General features: G+C 67.6%; 19 protein-coding genes and 1 riboswitch. Of the genes, 6 read left to right on the top strand and 13 right to left on the bottom strand.

Going from position 1 to position 17,704, the window contains the following annotated elements:
- Window positions 1-5 precede the first annotated feature (5 nt).
- The 12 genes from AADJ02_RS12450 to AADJ02_RS12395 all read right to left on the bottom strand — a co-directional run bounded on the left by AADJ02_RS12450 (window position 6) and on the right by AADJ02_RS12395 (window position 9,786).
- Entirely contained in the window at window positions 6-314 is a 309-nt protein-coding gene (locus tag AADJ02_RS12450; protein WP_341213335.1) for a hypothetical protein, read from the bottom strand.
- A gap of 190 nt (window positions 315-504) precedes the next feature.
- The gene (locus AADJ02_RS12445) at window positions 505-981 is read right to left on the bottom strand and encodes a hypothetical protein (RefSeq protein WP_341213334.1); all 477 of its coding nucleotides are present in this window, start codon (window positions 979-981) and stop codon (window positions 505-507) included.
- A gap of 188 nt (window positions 982-1,169) precedes the next feature.
- Window positions 1,170-1,388 carry a DUF1127 domain-containing protein gene (locus AADJ02_RS12440; protein WP_341213333.1) on the bottom strand — a complete coding sequence of 73 codons (219 nt, stop codon included), beginning with the start codon at window positions 1,386-1,388 and terminating at the stop codon, window positions 1,170-1,172.
- 162 nt (window positions 1,389-1,550) lie between these two features.
- Window positions 1,551-2,585: an L-threonine 3-dehydrogenase gene (gene tdh / locus AADJ02_RS12435; RefSeq protein ID WP_341213393.1), complete on the bottom strand. Its 1,035-nt coding sequence runs from the start codon at window positions 2,583-2,585 to the stop codon at window positions 1,551-1,553.
- A 14-nt stretch (window positions 2,586-2,599) separates the two neighbouring features.
- Window positions 2,600-3,784: a glycine C-acetyltransferase gene (locus AADJ02_RS12430; protein WP_341213332.1), complete on the bottom strand. Its 1,185-nt coding sequence runs from the start codon at window positions 3,782-3,784 to the stop codon at window positions 2,600-2,602.
- Window positions 3,785-3,864: 80 nt separating this feature from the next.
- Window positions 3,865-4,827, bottom strand: coding sequence for a HesA/MoeB/ThiF family protein (locus AADJ02_RS12425; RefSeq protein ID WP_341213331.1), 963 nt, complete (start codon window positions 4,825-4,827; stop codon window positions 3,865-3,867).
- Window positions 4,824-5,420: a thiamine phosphate synthase gene (locus tag AADJ02_RS12420; protein WP_341213330.1), complete on the bottom strand. Its 597-nt coding sequence runs from the start codon at window positions 5,418-5,420 to the stop codon at window positions 4,824-4,826. Before AADJ02_RS12420 ends, AADJ02_RS12425 begins: the two co-directional genes overlap by 4 nt.
- A complete protein-coding gene (locus tag AADJ02_RS12415) occupies window positions 5,417-6,187 on the bottom strand; it encodes a thiazole synthase (protein WP_341213329.1) in 771 nt (256 codons plus the stop codon). The genes AADJ02_RS12420 and AADJ02_RS12415 overlap by 4 nt, the downstream gene beginning before the upstream one ends.
- Window positions 6,188-6,189: 2 nt before the next feature.
- The gene (gene thiS / locus AADJ02_RS12410; RefSeq protein ID WP_341213328.1) at window positions 6,190-6,387 is read right to left on the bottom strand and encodes a sulfur carrier protein ThiS; all 198 of its coding nucleotides are present in this window, start codon (window positions 6,385-6,387) and stop codon (window positions 6,190-6,192) included.
- Window positions 6,371-7,345: an FAD-dependent oxidoreductase gene (locus AADJ02_RS12405; RefSeq protein ID WP_341213327.1), complete on the bottom strand. Its 975-nt coding sequence runs from the start codon at window positions 7,343-7,345 to the stop codon at window positions 6,371-6,373. Before AADJ02_RS12405 ends, thiS begins: the two co-directional genes overlap by 17 nt.
- Window positions 7,342-8,142, bottom strand: a complete 801-nt coding sequence (thiD, locus tag AADJ02_RS12400) for a bifunctional hydroxymethylpyrimidine kinase/phosphomethylpyrimidine kinase (protein WP_341213326.1) — start codon at window positions 8,140-8,142, stop codon at window positions 7,342-7,344. The genes AADJ02_RS12405 and thiD overlap by 4 nt, the downstream gene beginning before the upstream one ends.
- Window positions 8,143-8,205: 63 nt before the next feature.
- Window positions 8,206-8,304, bottom strand: a riboswitch (TPP riboswitch).
- 45 nt (window positions 8,305-8,349) lie between these two features.
- The gene (locus AADJ02_RS12395; protein WP_341213325.1) at window positions 8,350-9,786 is read right to left on the bottom strand and encodes a short-chain fatty acyl-CoA regulator family protein; all 1,437 of its coding nucleotides are present in this window, start codon (window positions 9,784-9,786) and stop codon (window positions 8,350-8,352) included.
- 184 nt (window positions 9,787-9,970) lie between these two features.
- Here AADJ02_RS12395 and AADJ02_RS12390 point away from each other — a divergent pair, with 184 nt between their 5' ends.
- Window positions 9,971-11,494: a malate synthase A gene (locus AADJ02_RS12390; protein ID WP_341213324.1), complete on the top strand. Its 1,524-nt coding sequence runs from the start codon at window positions 9,971-9,973 to the stop codon at window positions 11,492-11,494.
- Window positions 11,495-11,557: 63 nt separating this feature from the next.
- Window positions 11,558-13,186 carry an isocitrate lyase gene (locus tag AADJ02_RS12385; RefSeq protein WP_341213323.1) on the top strand — a complete coding sequence of 543 codons (1,629 nt, stop codon included), beginning with the start codon at window positions 11,558-11,560 and terminating at the stop codon, window positions 13,184-13,186.
- Between the two features lie 191 nt (window positions 13,187-13,377).
- On the opposite strand, the gene AADJ02_RS12380 is transcribed toward AADJ02_RS12385, so the two are convergent.
- Window positions 13,378-13,716: a hypothetical protein gene (locus AADJ02_RS12380; RefSeq protein WP_341213322.1), complete on the bottom strand. Its 339-nt coding sequence runs from the start codon at window positions 13,714-13,716 to the stop codon at window positions 13,378-13,380.
- Between the two features lie 560 nt (window positions 13,717-14,276).
- Between AADJ02_RS12380 and rfbC the strand changes: the two genes are divergently transcribed.
- Genes rfbC through rfbA form a run of 4 tightly spaced genes read left to right on the top strand, consistent with a single transcriptional unit; the run spans window position 14,277 to window position 17,690 of the window.
- On the top strand, window positions 14,277-14,876 hold the full coding sequence (rfbC, locus tag AADJ02_RS12375) for a dTDP-4-dehydrorhamnose 3,5-epimerase (RefSeq protein WP_341213321.1): 600 nt from the start codon (window positions 14,277-14,279) through the stop codon (window positions 14,874-14,876).
- A complete protein-coding gene (rfbB, locus tag AADJ02_RS12370; RefSeq protein WP_341213320.1) occupies window positions 14,873-15,931 on the top strand; it encodes a dTDP-glucose 4,6-dehydratase in 1,059 nt (352 codons plus the stop codon). Before rfbC ends, rfbB begins: the two co-directional genes overlap by 4 nt.
- Entirely contained in the window at window positions 15,928-16,809 is an 882-nt protein-coding gene (rfbD, locus tag AADJ02_RS12365) for a dTDP-4-dehydrorhamnose reductase (RefSeq protein ID WP_341213319.1), read from the top strand. Before rfbB ends, rfbD begins: the two co-directional genes overlap by 4 nt.
- On the top strand, window positions 16,806-17,690 hold the full coding sequence (gene rfbA / locus AADJ02_RS12360) for a glucose-1-phosphate thymidylyltransferase RfbA (protein ID WP_341213318.1): 885 nt from the start codon (window positions 16,806-16,808) through the stop codon (window positions 17,688-17,690). The genes rfbD and rfbA overlap by 4 nt, the downstream gene beginning before the upstream one ends.
- Window positions 17,691-17,704 lie beyond the last annotated feature (14 nt).

Genomic DNA, 17,704 nt, shown 5'->3' with positions numbered 1-17,704 from the left:
CCGGTTCAACCCAGCTCGCCCTCGACCTGAACGGGCCGCTCGACCGCGTAGAAATCCGAGCCGTAGGAGACGATGCAACTCAGACCGCCGGGATCGGTGAGCAGCACTGTGAAGCTTCCGGTCTCGGGGTTGGTCCATATCTCGATCATCGCCTGCGCGCTCCCCTGGAGCCCTGCGCCGGTGAGACTCTCCTTGTATCGCCCTTCGAGCTTTTCGACGATGCTGTCGCGCGGGGCGCAGCTTTGGGCAGCGGCGGGCGGGGCGGTCGCGGCCATGCCGAACAGCAGGGCTGTGGTGAGAACTCTCTTGAACATCCGAACCTCCATCTCCGCAAGGACGGGACGAGGGGGAGATGCTGCGGAGATCATCGCCCCCTCCTACCATATGTGGGGCCTCCTGACGCAGGGTCAAAGCACGGGGCATCAACAGATCCTGATGCTGCGCGAGCCGAACCAGACAGGGGCGCCGGGCGTTCGTTTGCCCGAGTAGAGACGCTCTGACACGTCAGGGCATCGTGATCTCGCCCATGATCTGGTTGCTGTAGTCGCCCTGCGCGTCGTCGCCCGCGTCGAAAGTCCCGCCGCCCTCGGCGCTCTCCCACTTGCCGGTGCCGCCGACCACTGACCACTCTCCCATGGTGCGGCCGGTCTCGCTCATCCCGGTCGCGGTCCAAGCCATCACCACTTTGTCGCCATCGGCATCGGTGTAATGACAGTTGCCACCGCCGCTGACGGCTCCGGCATCGATCAGCACCGCGCCAAAGCAGGGTCCGGTCAGGCTGGCCAGCGGGTTATCAGCGTCATCCACCTCGAAACCATCATAGGTGGTCATGGAATGCACCACGATCAGATCCTCGCTCACCGGCATCTGCTCGGCCGAAGTGGTCCCCATTCCCGTGCCGTTGGCGGAATAGGTCTCGGCCAAGGCCGCGCCAAACGGCATGGTGGCCAAAAGGCCCGCAATCGCAAAACGGAGTTTCATTGCTCTGTTCTCCCAATCTCCGGCGCGGTCCACCGGGACAGGCCGGTGCGCCATCCTACCACGATCGGGCCGCAGTCGAGAGAGCCGCGCCAAAACGCGAAACGGCGATCCCCCATTTCGGGGACCGCCGTTTCGGTCATCGCGTCATGTCGGAGCCCCATGTCAGGGGGGCAAAAACGATCTTGGGATCAGACGGCGCGGGCCGCGCCCCGGGCGATCTCGTTGATCATGCCGCGGGCGATGCCGAGGTCGGCCAGATCGCGGTCGTTCAGCAGGCTCAGCTCGCGCTGGGTCTGGCGATAGACGCGGTTGCGGGCGACGGCGGCCTTGAGGCGCGCGGTGATCGCGGTGAGGCCAAAGGCTTCGGTGTTGTAGGTGGTGCGCTGGTCGATGGTGGCGGTAGCCATGTCAGATATCCTTGGTTCGGGTCCGTTGTGGCCCAGTTCTAGGGCCTGATCGGCGTGGCGCGTATTCGCCGCGTCGTTGAACCCTAATTGGTAGCGATAACGGACAAAGAAAACCGCCAAGGTCGTAGACCCGCCATGCGCCTGATGCATGGGCCGGTCGGCTCAGCGTCCGGCGGTCCAGTCGAGCACCACCTTGCCAGAACTCCCCCCGCGCATCGCGTCGAACCCCGCGACATAATCGGCCACCGGAAGGCGGTGCGTGATGACGCCCCGGACATCTAGACCGTTCTCCAGCATCGCGATCATCTTGTACCAGGTCTCGAAGATCTCACGGCCGTAAACGCCCTTGATGGTGATCGCCTTGAAAACGATGCGGCTCCAGTCGACTGGCGATTTGCCCGGGGGGATGCCCAGCATGGCAATCCGTCCACCCATCACCAGCCGCTCGACCATCTGGTCGAGCGCGCGCTGGTTGCCCGACATCTCGAGCCCGATATCGAAGCCCTGCTTCATGCCAAGGCGCGGCACCACCTCGGCGAGATCCTCCTCGGCCACGTTGACCGGCACCACGTCGGCCACCTGTGCCGCCAGCGCGAGGCGGTCGGGGTTGATGTCGGTGATGACCACGTGACGCGCGCCGACGTGCCGCGCGACGGCTGCCGCCATGATGCCGATCGGCCCCGCGCCGGTGATCAACACGTCCTCGCCCACCAGATCGAAGCTAAGCGCGGTGTGGACCGCGTTGCCCAGAGGGTCGAGGATCGCACCGATCTCGTCGTCGATGGCGTCGGGAAGCGGCACCACGTTGAAGGCCGGCAGCCGCAGGTATTCGGCAAAAGCGCCCGGCTCGTTGACGCCGATGCCGCGGGTTTCGGGGTCGAGGTGAAACTTACCCGACCGGCTCTGGCGCGAATGCTTGCCGATCAGGTGCCCCTCGCCCGAGCAGCGCTGGCCGATCTCGAGGTCGGTTACGTTGCGTCCCAGCTCGACGATCTCGCCCGCGAATTCATGGCCCGTGACCAGCGGTACCGGCACAGTGTGCTGCGCCCACTCGTCCCAGTTCCAGATATGCACGTCGGTGCCGCAGATGCCGGTCTTGTTGACGCGGATCAGCACGTCGTCGGGGCCAATCTCGGGCACGGGGCGGTGTTCCATCCACAGCCCCGGCTCGGGCCTCGCCTTCACGAGGGCTGTCATGCCGTTCGAGCGGTTCACGAGATCACGCCCAATTCGCGGCCCGCCTTGGCAAAGGCGTCGAGCGCGGCATCGAGATCCTCGCGGGTGAGTGCGGCGTTCATCTGAGTGCGGATGCGGGCCTTGCCCTTGGGCACCACCGGGAAGAAGAAGGCCGAGACATAGACGCCCAGCTCGTCGAGCCTCTGCGCCATCTTCTGCGCGAGCTTGGCATCGTGCAGCATGACCGGGATGATCGGATGCTCGCCCGGCAGGATCTCGAAGCCCAGATCCGTCAGACCCTTGCGCCAATAGGCGGCGTTGTCGAAGAGCCGCGTCCGCAGGTCGTCGCTCTTTTCGATCAGGTGCAGCGCCTCAAGGCCTGCAGCACAGACCATCGGCGGCAGCGCGTTTGAGAAAAGATAAGGTCGCGCGCGCTGGCGCAGCAGATCGATCACCGGCTGCGGCCCCGCAATATAGCCGCCGATGGCGCCCCCCAGCGCCTTACCCAGTGTGCCGGTCAGCAGGTCGGCCTTCACGCCGAAATGCGCGGGCGTGCCAGCCCCTTTGGGCCCCATGAAGCCGGTGGCGTGGCAGTCGTCGACCATCATTAGCGCATCGTATTTGTCCGCCAGCGCCCGAATTTCGTCGAGCCGCGCGAGATAGCCATCCATCGAGAACACGCCGTCGGTGGCGATCATCACGTGCCGCGCCCCGGCCTCGCGGGCCTCCCGGAGCTTGGCCTCCAGATCCGCCATGTCCGAGTTGGCGAAGCGGTAGCGCTTGGCCTTGCACAGGCGGATGCCGTCAATGATCGAGGCGTGGTTGAGCGCGTCCGAGATCACCGCGTCCTCGGGCCCGAGCAGCGGCTCGAACAGCGCGCCGTTGGCATCGAAGCAGGCGGCGAAGAGGATCGTGTCGTCGTGGCCGAGATATTCGGCGAGGCGCTTTTCCAGCTTGCGGTGCAGATCCTGCGTGCCGCAGATGAAGCGCACCGAGGCCATGCCATAGCCGTGCCGGTCGAGCGATTCCTTGGCGGCGTGGATCAGGCCGGGGTGATCGGCGAGGCCGAGATAGTTGTTGGCGCACAGGTTGATGACCTCGCGCCCGTTCAGATCGACGCGCCCGCCCTGTGGCGAAGTGATCTCGCGCTCGGTCTTCCACAGCCCCTCCTCGCGGATCTCCTCGAGGCGGCTCTCGATGTCTTGCAGAAAACGGGTCATGGCGGGTCCTTTCGGGGGCGCGGCAGACCCCGACTCTATGCGCGCGGCGGCGTCTTGCAAGCTCTGCCGCCACGGCAGGATCAGCCAAGCGCCACCAGCCGGATCTCTCCGTCCCAGACGGCCCCCAGCCGCTGCGCCGCCTGCCACGCCCTAAGCCCCGAGCGACAGCAGAGCACGGCACGGGCGGTCGCGGGCGGGCGCGGGCCTTCGGGGCCGAACGCATCGACCGGCATGCGTAGCGCATCCGGCTGCACCATGGGCCCCTCCTCCTCGCGCCGCAGATCCACCACGAAATCCCCCGGCGCGATCTCCGAGGCGGCGAGGAACCGCGGCGCCTGCGCGGGCTCCTCGGCCCCCGCAAAGCCGAAGCCGCCGAAGCGCCAGCCCGCGGCATCGAAGCTCACCAGCCGCCCCAACGGCGAGGGTGCCATGCCCGCGAACATTGCGAGCGCCATCTGCGCCTGCACCGCCCCGATCACGCCGACCACCGGCCCGAGTACGCCGTCCTCGGCGCAGGAGCCCATGTGCGCGGGCAGGTCTGGAAACACCGCGCGCAGGCTTGGCGCGCCGCCGCAAAAGCCACCTGCATAGCCCGACAGCTCGGTGACCGAGGCGCTGATGAGCGGCAGGCCCGCCGCCATGCAGTGATCCGAGGCGACGTAGCTCGCGGCAAAGCTGTCGGCGCAGTCGATCACCAGATCGACGCCCGCGCAGAGCGCCGCCGCATTGCCCGGATCGAAGCGGGCGACCTCCGGCTCGACCGCGCAGTCGGGGTTGAGCGCGGCCAGATGCGCCGCCGCCGCGATGGCCTTGGACTGTCCGAGATCAGCCTCGCGGAAGAGCGTCTGGCGGTGCAGGTTCGAGGCCTCGACATGGTCGGGATCGACGAGCCGAAGGCGGCCTACGCCAGCACCCGCGAGATATTGCAGCACCGGGGCAGCCAACCCGCCCGCGCCGATCACCAGCGCATGGGCCGCACGCAGCCGCGCCTGACCCTCCACGCCGAACTCCGGCACCGCGATTTGCCGCGCATAGCGGTTCATCGCGTCGCCCCTATCCACTCGCGCACCCGGCCCTCCGGGTCGGGGTTCAGCGTGATGTCCGTGACCGCCGAGACCACATCCGCCCCCGCCGCGAAGGCCTCTTTCGCGCGCGCTACGCTCAGCCCACCGATGGCGACGAGGGAGATCCCGCCGATTTCGCGCTTCCATTCGCCGAGCCGCTCCACCCCCTGCCGCTCCCATTTCATCTTCTTAAGGATGGTGGGCCAGACCGGCCCCAGTGCCACGTAGTCGGGCGCGAGGGAAAGCGCCCGCTCCAGCTCGGCCCGGTCATGCGTGCTGACCCCGAGGCGCAGCCCGGCGCGGCGGATCGCGGGGATATCGGCGGCGTCGAGATCCTCCTGCCCCAGATGCAGCCAGGCGCAGCCCAGATCGATCGCGGTCTGCCAATGGTCGTTGACCACCAGCGTCGCGCCTCGCACGGCGCAAAGATCGCGGGCACGTTCGATCTGCGCGCGGGTCTCGGCCTCGGTCCGGTCCTTCAGCCGCAGCTGCACTAGCCTCACGCCCAAGGGCAGCATCCGCTCCAGCCACGCCACATCGTCGAAGATCGGGTAAAAGCGATCGAGGCTCATGCCAGAAACGCCTTTCCGATGAGCGGCGTCGAGGGGGCCGCCATGTCGCGCGGCTCCATCGCGCCTGCCTCGAACCCCAGCCGCCCGGCCTCGACCGCGCGGGCAAAGCCCTCGGCCATCGCCGCCGGGTCGTCCGCGCGGGCCACGGCGGTGTTGAGCAGCACCGCGTCATAGCCCATCTCCATCGCCTCGGCGGCCTGAGACGGTCGCCCCAGCCCGGCATCGACCACCATCGGCACCCCCGGGAATTGCGCCCGCAAGCTGCGCAGCCCGTAGCGGTTCGCCAGCCCCAGCCCGGTGCCGATCGGTGCGCCCCACGGCATCAGCACCTCGCAGCCCGCACCGAGCAGCCGATCGGCCAGCACCAGATCCTCGGTGGTGTAGGGAAAGACCTTGAACCCGTCGTCGCACAGCTCCCGCGCCGCCTCGACGAGGCCCCAAGGGTCGGGCTGCAGCGTGTCGGCGTGGCCGATCACCTCAAGCTTGATCCAGTCGGTGCCGAACAGCTCGCGCGCCATGCGCGCCGTGGTCACCGCCTCGCGCGCCGAATGGCAGCCGGCGGTGTTGGGCAGAAGACGCACGCCCAATTCGCGCACCAAGGCCCAGAAGGCGCCGCCCTCGCCCCCCGCCGCCTCGCGCCGCACTGAAACCGTGGCGATGCCCGCGCCGGAGCGGCGGAAGGCTTCGGCCAGAACCGATGGCGAGGGGTATTGCGCCGTGCCGAGCATCAGCCGCGAGGGCAGCTCCGTGCCGTAAAAGCGGACCATGCTCAGCCCCCCTGCCGCGGCGCGACGATCTCGATCCGGTCGCCCGGCGCGATCGGAGTCCGCGCGCGCGCGGTGGCGGGCACGAACTCCTCGTTGAGCGCCGTCGCCACCGTCTCCTCCCCCTGCCCGAGCGCCACCAGCGCCTCGGCCAGCGTGTCGGCCGCGATCTCGCGCGCCGTGCCGTTAACCATGATCCTCATCGCACACCTCCGGTCTGATGCCGTCGCAGAGCCAATCCGCCACCATCCGCGCCATCGCGGGCGCGAGAAGAAAACCATGGCGGAACAGCCCGTTGACATGAATGGTCTCGCCCCGCCGCCGGATGCGCGGCAGGTTGTCGGGAAAGGCCGGGCGCGCATCGGCGCCGATCTCCAGAACCTCGGCCTCGCCGAAGGCGGGATGCAGCGCATAGGCCGCGCTCAATAGCTCCAGCACCGACCGCGCGGTCGCGGGGCCGCGCCCCTCGCTTTCGATCTGGGTCGCGCCGAGCATGAAGAGCCCCTGTCCGCGCGGCACGACATAGAGCGGGTAGCGCGGGTGCAGCAGCCGCACGGGCCGGGTGATCTCCACCTCGGGCGCCCGCAGCACCGCCATCTCGCCGCGCACCCCGCGCAGGTCGGGCATGGCGTCGCGCGCCGAGAGGCCTCGACAGTCGATCACCGCCCCCTCTGACCGGCCCTCGCCCGTCTCGAACACGACGCCACGCGCGGCGAGCCGGTCGCGCAGGCCCTGCAGGGTTGCGCGCGGATCGAGATGCGCCTCGGCCTCGACATGCAAACCTCGGGCAAAGCGCCCCGCGAGCTCCGGCTCCAGCGCCGCCACGCCGTCGGCATCGAGCGCCATGCCCGGCACGTGGCGGGCAAAGCGGTCGAACTCCGCCCGGTCGCGCCCCAGCGCCACCGCCAGCGTGCCGCGCCGTATGACCTGCGCGCCCTGGCGCGCCCACCAGCCCGCCGCCTCGCGCCCGAGCCGCACCACCGGCTCCTCCGCCGTGAGCCCCTCGCAGTCGGGGGCCAACATGCCCCCCGCCCACCACGAACAGTGATGCGGCCCGGCCTGCGCCATCCGGTCCACCACCGTCACCGCGCGCCCGCGCGCCGACAGCTCGGCCGCCACGGCGAGGCCCATGACGCCGCCGCCGATGATGCGCAGGCTCATCGCCGCCCCTCATGGAAATGATCCACCGGCCCGTGCCCGGATCCGATCCCAAGCCTGTCCGCCGCGCGGATCGCCCCCGACAGCCAGCTCTGCGCCCGCTCCAACGCCGCCTCCGGCGTACGGCCCGTCGCCAAAAGGGCTGCCAGCGCTGCCGAGAGCGAGCAGCCGGTGCCATGGGTGTTGCGCGTGGCGATGCGTGGCCCCGTCACTTCGTGCACGCCCGCCTGGGTGATCAGGCGGTCGGTGCAATGCGGCCCCGTCGCATGGCCGCCCTTCATCAGCACCGCTGTCGGGCCTAGGTCGAGCAGCGCCCGCCCTTGGGCGACGATCTCGGCGGCTGTCGTAGCCTGCGACAAGCCCAGCAAACGCGCCGCCTCCGGCAGGTTCGGAGTCAGGATCGTGGCGCGGGGGATCAACAGCGTTGCCAACGCATCGACAGCCGCGTCATCCAGCAGCGCGTCGCCGGATTTGGCCACCATCACTGGGTCGAGCACGAGTGGGCACTCGTAGCCCGCCAGCGCCTCGGCCACGGCCTCCACCACCGCCGCACCGCCCAGCATGCCGATCTTGATCGCGTCGGGGGGGATGTCGTCTAGCACGGCCCTGATCTGCGCCGTCACCATCTCGGGCGGCACCCGCATGACGCCATGAACGCCGCGCGTGTTTTGCGCCGTGATCGCGGTGAGGGCGGATGTGCCGTATACGCCGAAGGCGGCAAAGCTCTTGATATCGGCCTGAATGCCCGCGCCGCCTCCGCTGTCGCTGCCTGCGATGGTCAGGGCCGTCTTGATGCGCATCGTCTCGCTCTCCCCCCGGACGGGGGACGCAGGACGGACCTCGGGCGTCGGGCGTCGCAAGCCTCGAGTCGCGTCTCCGTTCCCTCCGCCGGTATTAGCCGGATCAGGTTCGATGGGTCGGCCTTTGCCTCTCAGCCCTTGCGGGCACCCCAACGGATTCGAGCGGAGGTTATCGGCGCACCAAGGGTGACGCAAGGGAGGGCATTCTCACCGCTCGCCCTCGAAGCGGTAGATCGCAAGGCCGCGTTCGCTCTCGTCTATCTCAAGCCGGCGGTTGACCGGCGCATGGGCGCGGCTGGCGCAGTTGGGCCGCTCGCACAGGTAGCAGTTGATACCGATGCCGGTGGGGGTGATGCGGTCGAGGTCGAGCCCTTCGGCATGGGCCAGCCGCGGCGCATAGGCCACGTCGCAGCCCAGACCGATGGCCAGCCGTGTGGCGGGCTGGCCCAACGTGCCGCCGTGCCGCGTCACGGTGCGGGCGATGGAGAAATACCGCGCGCCGTCGGGCATGGAGATCACTTGGGTCTGCACCCGTTCGGGTGCCTCGAAGGCGGCGTGGATGTTCCACAGCGGGCAGGTGCCACCAAAGGAGGAAAACGGAAAGCGCCCGGCGCTGAACCGCTTGGAGATGTTGCCCGCCTGATCGACGCGCACGAAGAAGAACGGAATGCCGCGCGCGCCTTCGCGTTGCAGGGTCGTCAGCCGGTGCGCCACCTGCTCGTAGCTGGTGCCGAACCGGTGGCTGAGAAGCTCCACGTCATAGCGCGCCGTCTCGCAGGCGGCGAGGAAGCGCCCGTAGGGCATCAGAAGAGCTGCGGCGAAGTAGTTGGCCAGCGTCACCCGCGCCAGCGCCAGCGCCGACGGGTCCGTCAGCCCCGAGGCCGCGACCTCGTCGGCGATCTCCTGCGGCAACTCCATCCGCGCCAAGAGCACCGCCATCTGGAACCGGCGGCTCGACTGGCCCAAAAGCTCGGAGAGACGCAGCTCGCCGCGATGCGCCACGTGCTGGCGCAATCGGCCCGCCATTACCTCCGAGGGCAGGATACGCACGCGGATGCCATGCCCGCGCAGCCGTTCGGTGAGCGCAGTGTGCGGCTCGCTCCGGTGCAGCTTCATCTCCTCGGCCATGGCCTCGGCGGCGCGGTCGAGCGCGTCGACATGGTTGCGCCGCTCGAACAGCCACGCCCGGACCGACTGCACCGCGCGGCTGCCCTCCTCCAGCACCTCGACCTTGTCGCGGTCGGCCAGCGGATTGGCGTCGGTCTGGCGCGACAGCACCAGCTGGCGGTAGCGGTCGTGCAGCCGCACGAGGGCCGCCGCGATGCCCGGTGCCGCCGAGAGCGCCTGTTCAATCTCGACCCGACCGACATTCGCTTCGAGAGCCGGATCCTTCAGCGCCGCGGCCAGATCGGCGGCAAGCTGCGCGTCGGTTTCGGGCGCAAGTTCGCTCACATTGATGTCGAAGGCCTCGGCCAGCCGCATCAGCAGCTTGGCCGAGGCGGGGCGCTGGTTGCCCTCCATCAAGGTCACATAGCTCGACGACACCCCGAGCCGCCCGGCCATCTGCACCTGCGTCAACCCGAGCGAGACGCGCAGCGCCTTGAGCCGGGGACCGATCAGCAGCTTTTCACCGCGTTCGTTCATTTCAGACCTAACAATGTTTCAAACTTACCGCTGACATAACTTACAAGATTACCCGCTCGCAACAAAATTATGCTGCACCTGCGCCATGACCACACTAACCTTACAGACAGAACAGGCACCGGTCCTCCTCCTTCGGTGCCGCAGACAGGCCCATCAACAGGCCCCCCACAGGAAGGTCACGCAGATGTCTCTCGATCTCGTCCATGCCCCCGCCGCCCCGAAGCCGGTCCTGCTGCGCGACGTGCCCGGTGCCGATCGCGTCCTGACCGAAGAGGCCCTCGCCCTCGCGGCAGAACTCCAGACCCGCTTCGCGCCAAAGATGCAGGCGCTTTCGGTCGCCCGCGATCGCCGTCAGGAGCGTGCCGACGAAGGCCGCCTGCCCGACTATCTCGAAGACACCGCAGGCATCCGCAAAGGCATGTGGACGTGCACCCCAGCGCCCGAGGGTCTGCGCGACCGTCGCATCGGCCTCGCCAGCGCCGCCGAAGCCGGGGCTCTGGCCATGGCCCGAAGCTGCGGTGCCTCGACGCTGCTGGTCGATCTCGACGAAACCACGGCGCCCGGCTTCGCCAACCTGATCGCCGGGATCGCAGCTCTGATCGAGGCCCCCGATGATCACACGCCGATGCTGATCCGTCCGCGCCCGCTTGGCCGGGACGAGCCGGCGCTGCTGATCGGCGGTCACCCGGTCTCGGCGGGGTTGTTCGACATCGCGCTCATCGTCACCCATCTCGCCGCACCGCTCTCGGCGCGCGACAAGGGGCCGTTTCTGCAACTTGGCGGCATCGACGGCCACCGCGAGGCGCGGCTCTGGTCCGAGATCCTCGACATCGTCGAGGAGCGCGCGGGCCTCGCCCCCGGCACGATCCGCGCCGAGGTCTCTCTCGAGAGCGTCAACGCGGGCTTCGAGATGGACGAAATCCTTTGGGAGCTGAAGGGCCGCGCGCTTGGCCTGACGATGCGCCGCGCCCCGCTTACCGCCTCCTACCTGCGGCTGATGCGCGCCCATGCCGACGCGGTGCTGCCCGCGATGCTTGACCCCGAGGCCGCCTTCTTGGGCACCTGCGCCGCGCGCATGGTCAAGGTCGCGCATCGTCGTGGCACCCACGCCATCGCCGAAGCCCCCGACAGCAGTGACGCAGGCGCGCTGCGCCGTCCGCTCGACGAAGGCTGCGACGGTATGTGGCTCGCCACGCCCGAACGGGTCGAGCCCGCCCGCGAGGCCACCTCGCGCGCCCTGCCCGGCACGCACCAGATCGGCAAACCGCGCCAGTATTTCCGGATCAGCCCAGAGATGCTCCTGAAGCCTCACACCGGCCCCGTCACCGAAGCCGGGCTGCGCGGCACCGTCCACATCGCCATCGGCGCGCTTGCCGCATGGATCGCCGGTCGCGGCCCGGTCCGCATCGATGACAGCCTGCACGGCCTCGCCTCGGCCGATCTCGCCCGCGCCCGGCTGGGCCAATGGCTGGCTCATGGCACAACGGTCGAGATGGAGGCGGGCGACAGCCGCCGCATGACCGCCGACTGGCTGGCCGAGCTGATCCACGAGGAAATTGTGGCGCTGGTCGAGTGGCTGGGCCCGCACAGTTTCCACCGCGGCCGCTATGCCTCGGCTGCGCGGATCGTGCAGGAGGCCGCCTGCGCCACGCCGCAGCCCGACCACGTCGCCCGCCTCGCGGCACCGCTGCTCGACACGCTCGACTGATTTTTACGCGGGCGCCACCGACCCCCGCCCCTTCCCCCAATTCATCGACAAGGACCGAATGCAATGACCGACATGACCCCCCAGAGCCGAAAGACCTATGCCGAGCGCCGCGCGAGCCTCGCCTCGCGCTTTCCGGAAGGCTCCGCCCCCGGCGGCATCGGCATCGACGACATCCTGCAACTGCAAATGCAGAACACTTACAACACCCACCTCGACATCGCCCGCGACATGGCCAAGGTGATGCGCGCCGACATGGCCGCCTATGACGCCGATCCTGAGCATTTCACCCAATCCTTGGGCTGCTGGTCCGGCTTTCACGCGCAGCAGATGATCCGCTCGGTCAAGCGGCTGCGCGGCACCACCAAGGGCGCCTACGTCTATCTCTCGGGCTGGATGGTCGCGGGGCTGCGCAACCGCTGGGGCCACCTGCCGGATCAGTCGATGCATGAAAAAACCGCCGTGGCCGATCTGATCGAAGAGATCTACGTCTCGCTGCGCCAAGCCGACGAGGTCGAGCTCAACGACCTGTTCCGCGCCCTCGACAAGGCGCGCGAGAGCGGCGACGATGAGGCCGAGCGCGCCGCCGTCACCGCGATCGACAACTTCGAAAGCCACGTCGTGCCGATCATCGCCGACATCGACGCGGGTTTCGGCAACGAGCACGCGACCTATCTTTTGGCCAAGGAGTTGATCAAGGCGGGTGCCTGCTGCCTGCAGATCGAGAACCAGGTCTCCGATGCCAAGCAATGCGGCCATCAGGACGGCAAGGTCACGGTCCCGCGCGAGGATTTCATCGAAAAGCTGCGCGCCTGCCGCATGGCCTTTGAGGAGCTGGGCGTCACCGAAGGCGTGATCGTCGCCCGTACCGACAGCCTTGGCGCAGGCCTGACGCAAAAGCTCCCGGTGAGCCAGCAGACCGGCGATCACGCGGCCGAATACCTCAAGTGGATCGAGACCGAGAGCTTCGCGGGCCAGCCCACCGAGGGCGAGATCGCGCTGTGGCGCGACGGCGGCTGGGCCAAGCCTGCACGCCTGCCCAACGGCCTCGTGCGCTTCAAGGCTGATACCGGCCGCGCCCGGGTCATCGAGGATTGCGTGGCCTCACTCAACGACGGCGGCGCGGATCTGATCTGGATCGAGACAGACACGCCAAATGTCGCCGAGATCGCCAGCATGGTGGACGAGATCCGCGAAAAGGCCCCGAAGGCCAAGCTGGTCTACAACAACTCGCCCTCGTTCAACTGGACCCTCAACCTGCGCCGTCAGGTGCGCGAGGATTGGATCGGCGAGGGCCGGATCGCCGAGACGGACTACCCGGACGGCACCCAGCTGATGAAGGCCGATTACGACGACACCGATCTGGGCCGCGAGGCCGACGCGCGGCTCAAGCGGTTCCAGTACGACATCTCGACCAAGGCGGGCGTGTTCCACAACCTGATCACCCTGCCGACCTTCCACCTGACCGCAAAATCGGTGGACGAACTGTCGCGCGGCTACTTCGGCGAAGACCGGATGCTCGCCTATGTCGCCACCGTGCAGCGCGAGGAAATCCGGCGCGGCATATCGGCGGTCAAGCACCAGCACGAGGTCGGCTCGGATCTGGGCGACAGCTTCAAGGTCATGGTCGGGGGCGACCGCGCGCTCAAGGCCGGGGGTCATGCGAACACGATGAACCAGTTCGCGGCCGAGTGATCGCACGCTGACCCGACGCGCTGACCGTGCGTTCCGACCGGGCCTGGTCGGGACGCACGCCAGAAGACGCGGCCCCTTGCATGGGGGGTCGCGTCGCGACATTTGAAGGACCTGTAAAGGCCAAGGTCGCACGGTAGGGGATGCGGCGCGATCCGCGGCAGACGCGCGCGGTTCACGAACCCGGGCTGGCGTCAGCTGAAGACGAAGCAGTCCACGTCGAAGGCCGGCGCTGCCGAGATCAAAGGCATGGTCGGCAACTGCGGCGCGCGCACAGGCGACCTGCGGAGCGGCATCCGGGCTTTGGCCATCGGACTTTCATCCTGGTTTCGCACTGCGGGCATGACGGCGGGCAGGGCCTTGTGTTCGATCGCCACCTTGGTCGAACGGTCTTGCATCTGAGGGGCGAGTGAAGGCGCAGCCTTGCTTCGCGGCTTTGGCATACCGAACATCATCTGCTCGATCACCACCGCGATGTCGTCGAGATCGGCGTTCGAGGTTGGGTAATGATGCATGACCATTTCCTCCGGCATCCTGCATTCCCGTGCGGCGTGTTGCGCCGCGACTCGGCCAACCGAGTTCTGTATCGAGACCAAAAATGACATTGAAAGGGCGAAACTTCGCAAAAGCCCGGCTCTGCCAACATATTAAGTGCCAGCGGCCAGCGGCTCGACCGACACGCATAACGACATGCGCCCGTTCAAAGCCGAGAAACGTCGTGACCATGTCAAGTTCGCGCGGAAGGCGCAAACAATCGGCCGACCGAGATGGGGATTTCCGCCGAAAGGTCCTGCGAGGCCCGACTAGGGACCATCAGCTGCGCACCGCATCGTCCTGCAAGGCTCTTCAACTTTGAGGGCATACCCCGCGTGCCACGCTCAAAGGCGCCGTTGCCGACCGGGCTAAGACATCCTGTGCGACGACGAAAGCCAAGGAAAACCGCGCCATGGGATGGCAACCGTCGACCCGGTTCAGGCGGAGGCCGCTCACTTTGCCCCCTTGCGCGAAAGGACCTTCGAGCCATCGGTATAGTGACACTTTCGAGAACGGGTGCTAAGCGAACGCCTGTTATTCTGATTGTCCTGGATTACAGATGCTTATTGAGAAAACCACGTTGCCGGGCGTGCTCGCCGTCACACCCCGTCGATTTGGCGACCACCGTGGCTATTTCTCGGAAAGCTGGTCCAAGACGGCCATGTCGGACGCCGGCATCGAGATCGATTTCGTGCAGGACAATCATTCGCTTTCGGCCACGCCTGGCACCGTCCGCGGTCTGCATTTTCAGGCGCCACCTCGAGCCCAGCACAAGCTGGTGCGCTGCGGGCGGGGTGCGCTGCTCGACGTCGCCGTCGACATCCGCCGTGGCAGCCCGAACTACGGGCGCTGGACCGCGGTAGAATTGACGGAGCAGAACGGCCGCCAGCTGCTCGTTCCGGCCGGATTCGCGCATGGGTTCATCACCCGCCTGCCCGACACGGAAATCGTCTATAAATGTTCCAACGGCTACGCGCCCGAAACCGAAGGCGCGCTCTTGTGGAACGATCCAGACTTGGGGATCGACTGGCAGCTCGATCAGTTGGACAGCTCCGCCGAGGCGGTGTTGTCGGAAAAAGATGCGATTGCCGCGCGATTTGAGGGCTTTGAGAGCCCATTCAGCTATGACGCACCACTGCCTTGGGAGACCCCTTCGTGAAGATCCTCGTCACCGGCGGCGCCGGGTTCATCGGCTCGGCCGTGGTGCGGCTCGCGGTGGCGCGTGGCCACCATGTCGTCAATCTCGACGCGCTGACCTATGCCGCCTGCTTGGACAACATCGCTTGCGTCGCGGACAGCCCGCTCTACGCCTTCGAGCACGCCGACATCCGTGACCGCGCGGCGCTCGACCGGATCTTCGCCGGTCACATGCCCGACGCGGTGATGCATCTCGCCGCCGAAAGCCATGTCGACCGCTCGATCGACGGGCCCGGCGATTTCGTCGAGACCAACATCACCGGCACTTACAACATGCTCGAGGCGGCGCGCGCCTATTGGGAGGCGCAGGGCCGCCCGGAGGCGTTCCGCTTCCACCACATCTCGACCGACGAGGTCTTCGGCTCGCTGCCCATGGACCCTGCGGTCAAGTTCACCGAAACGACGCCCTACGACCCGCGCTCGCCCTACTCGGCCTCCAAGGCGGCGAGCGACCACCTCGTACGGGCCTGGCACGAGACCTACGGCCTGCCGGTGGTGCTCACCAACTGCTCGAACAACTACGGCCCCTATCATTTCCCCGAAAAGCTGGTGCCGGTGGTGATCCTGAACGCGCTCGCCGGTCGCGAACTGCCGATCTACGGGCGTGGCGAGAACATCCGCGACTGGCTCTATGTCGAGGACCACGCCGACGCGCTGCTCACGGTGCTGGAGCGCGGCGCGGTGGGGCGCAGCTACAACATCGGCGGCGAGAACGAGCGCACGAACCTCGATCTGGTGCGCACGCTCTGCGCCCTGCTCGACGAGATCCGGCCCAAGGCCAGCGGCTCCTACGCCGATCAGATCGCCTTTGTCGCGGATCGGCCCGGCCATGACGCGCGCTATGCGATCGATCCGTCGCGCATCCAGCAAGAGCTGGGCTGGCGGCCTTCGGTCACGGTCGAGGAGGGGCTGCGCCGCACCGTGCAGTGGTATCTCGACAACGAGGCGTGGTGGCGGCCGTTGCAGGCGCGCGACGGCGTCGGCGAGCGGCTCGGCACCGCGAGGGCCGCGCCATGAGGCTCCTGGTTCTCGGACGTTCGGGTCAGGTTGCGCGCGAACTCGCCCGGGTCGCCGATGACGGCCACGAGATCCGTCTCGTGGGCCGCGACGAGGCCGATCTGTCGCAGCCCGAAGCTGCCGCCGAAGTGGTGCGTGGACTGCTGCGCGAATTTCCCGCGCAGGCGATCATCAACGCCGCCGCCTGGACCGCCGTGGATGCGGCCGAGGCGCAGGAGGCCGAAGCGCTGGCGGTGAACGGCACCTCGCCTGCCCTTCTGGCGCGGATCGCGGCGGATGCGGGGCTGCCCTTCGTGCATATCTCGACCGATTACGTCTTTGACGGCGCGGGCGAGACGCCCTTTTCCCCGGACGCGCCAACCGCACCCTTGGGCGCCTATGGCCGCACCAAGCGCGAAGGCGAGATCGGCGTGGCGCAGGCCGCCAACCCCGCCGGCTGGGCAGTGCTGCGCACCTCGTGGGTGTTCTCGGCGCATGGCGCGAACTTCGTGAAAACCATGCTGCGCCTCGGGGCCGAGCGCGACACCCTGCGCGTGGTGGCCGACCAGATCGGCGGCCCGACGCCCGCGGATGCCATCGCGCGCGCCTGCGTCCGGATCGCCGAAACCCTTGCAGCAGAGCCTGCAATGGGCGGCATCCATCATTTCTCGGGCGCGCCCGACGCAAGCTGGGCCGATTTCGCCCGCGAGATCATGGCGCGCGCCGGGCTGCCTTGCCGGATCGAAGATATCCCGAGCGCCGACTACCCCACGCCCGCGCCGCGCCCGCTCAATTCGCGGCTCGACTGCCGCAGCACCGAGGAGGCCTTCCGCCTCGCCCGCCCCGACTGGCGCGACGGCCTCGACCGTGTCCTTACAAATCTTGGAGCTAGAGTATGACCACAACCTCCCGCAAGGGCATCATTCTTGCCGGAGGCTCAGGCACCCGGCTCTACCCGATCACCATCGGCCTCTCGAAGCAACTTTTGCCGATCTACAACAAGCCCATGATTTACTATCCGCTGTCGGTGCTGATGCTGGCAGGGATCCGCGAGATCGCCATCATCACCACTCCGCAGGATCAGGAGCAGTTCCGCCGCACGCTTCAGGATGGGTCGCAATGGGGCATTAAGCTCACCTATATCGTGCAGCCTGAGCCTGAGGGGCTGGCCCAAGCCTATATCCTCGCCGAAGAGTTCCTGGACGGCGCGCCCTCGGCGATGGTCTTGGGAGACAACATCTTTTTCGGGCACGGCCTGCCCGACATGCTGGCCGAGGCGGATGCCCGCACGACAGGCGGGACAGTCTTCGGATACCATGTCTCCGATCCCGAGCGTTACGGCGTGGTCGATTTCGATAGCGACGGCCGCGCACGGGCCATCATCGAAAAGCCCAAGGTGCCGCCGTCGAACTATGCTGTCACCGGGCTCTACTTTCTCGACGGCACCGCTTCGGCCCGCGCCCGCAAGGTCACGCCTTCCGATCGCGGCGAACTCGAAATCACGACCCTGCTCGAAAGCTATCTCGGCGAGGGCGATCTGCGGGTCGAAAAGATGGGCCGCGGCTATGCCTGGCTCGACACCGGCACCCATGGCTCGCTCCTCGACGCCGGTAATTTTGTGCGCACGCTCGAGAGCCGTCAGGGAATGCAGACCGGCAGCCCCGACGAGATCGCCTTCCAAAAAGGCTGGACCGACGCCGCCACCCTGCGCAAACAGGCGCAGCTGTTTGGCAAGAATGCCTATGGCGCCTATCTCAAGGACGTCTTGGAGCAGGAGTAAGCAAGCTGCCAAAG

Origin of the sequence: uncultured Limimaricola sp. (assembly GCF_964022235.1) — a bacterium.
Classification (GTDB): domain Bacteria; phylum Pseudomonadota; class Alphaproteobacteria; order Rhodobacterales; family Rhodobacteraceae; genus Limimaricola.
This window is presented reverse-complemented; position numbering and strand designations above follow the sequence as displayed.

Excerpts from the sequence above, each read along its gene's own strand:
- AADJ02_RS12450 (WP_341213335.1), bottom strand. The coding sequence starts at position 314 with ATGTTCAAGAGAGTTCTCACCACAGCCCTGCTGTTCGGCATGGCCGCG.
- AADJ02_RS12445 (WP_341213334.1), bottom strand. The coding sequence starts at position 981 with ATGAAACTCCGTTTTGCGATTGCGGGCCTTTTGGCCACCATGCCGTTT.
- AADJ02_RS12440 (WP_341213333.1), bottom strand. The coding sequence starts at position 1,388 with ATGGCTACCGCCACCATCGACCAGCGCACCACCTACAACACCGAAGCC.
- tdh (WP_341213393.1), bottom strand. The coding sequence starts at position 2,585 with ATGACAGCCCTCGTGAAGGCGAGGCCCGAGCCGGGGCTGTGGATGGAA.
- AADJ02_RS12430 (WP_341213332.1), bottom strand. The coding sequence starts at position 3,784 with ATGACCCGTTTTCTGCAAGACATCGAGAGCCGCCTCGAGGAGATCCGC.
- AADJ02_RS12425 (WP_341213331.1), bottom strand. The coding sequence starts at position 4,827 with ATGAACCGCTATGCGCGGCAAATCGCGGTGCCGGAGTTCGGCGTGGAG.
- AADJ02_RS12420 (WP_341213330.1), bottom strand. The coding sequence starts at position 5,420 with ATGAGCCTCGATCGCTTTTACCCGATCTTCGACGATGTGGCGTGGCTG.
- AADJ02_RS12415 (WP_341213329.1), bottom strand. The coding sequence starts at position 6,187 with ATGGTCCGCTTTTACGGCACGGAGCTGCCCTCGCGGCTGATGCTCGGC.
- thiS (WP_341213328.1), bottom strand. The coding sequence starts at position 6,387 with ATGAGGATCATGGTTAACGGCACGGCGCGCGAGATCGCGGCCGACACG.
- AADJ02_RS12405 (WP_341213327.1), bottom strand. The coding sequence starts at position 7,345 with ATGAGCCTGCGCATCATCGGCGGCGGCGTCATGGGCCTCGCCGTGGCG.
- thiD (WP_341213326.1), bottom strand. The coding sequence starts at position 8,142 with ATGCGCATCAAGACGGCCCTGACCATCGCAGGCAGCGACAGCGGAGGC.
- AADJ02_RS12395 (WP_341213325.1), bottom strand. The coding sequence starts at position 9,786 with ATGAACGAACGCGGTGAAAAGCTGCTGATCGGTCCCCGGCTCAAGGCG.
- AADJ02_RS12390 (WP_341213324.1), top strand. The coding sequence starts at position 9,971 with ATGTCTCTCGATCTCGTCCATGCCCCCGCCGCCCCGAAGCCGGTCCTG.
- AADJ02_RS12385 (WP_341213323.1), top strand. The coding sequence starts at position 11,558 with ATGACCGACATGACCCCCCAGAGCCGAAAGACCTATGCCGAGCGCCGC.
- AADJ02_RS12380 (WP_341213322.1), bottom strand. The coding sequence starts at position 13,716 with ATGCCGGAGGAAATGGTCATGCATCATTACCCAACCTCGAACGCCGAT.
- rfbC (WP_341213321.1), top strand. The coding sequence starts at position 14,277 with ATGCTTATTGAGAAAACCACGTTGCCGGGCGTGCTCGCCGTCACACCC.
- rfbD (WP_341213319.1), top strand. The coding sequence starts at position 15,928 with ATGAGGCTCCTGGTTCTCGGACGTTCGGGTCAGGTTGCGCGCGAACTC.
- rfbA (WP_341213318.1), top strand. The coding sequence starts at position 16,806 with ATGACCACAACCTCCCGCAAGGGCATCATTCTTGCCGGAGGCTCAGGC.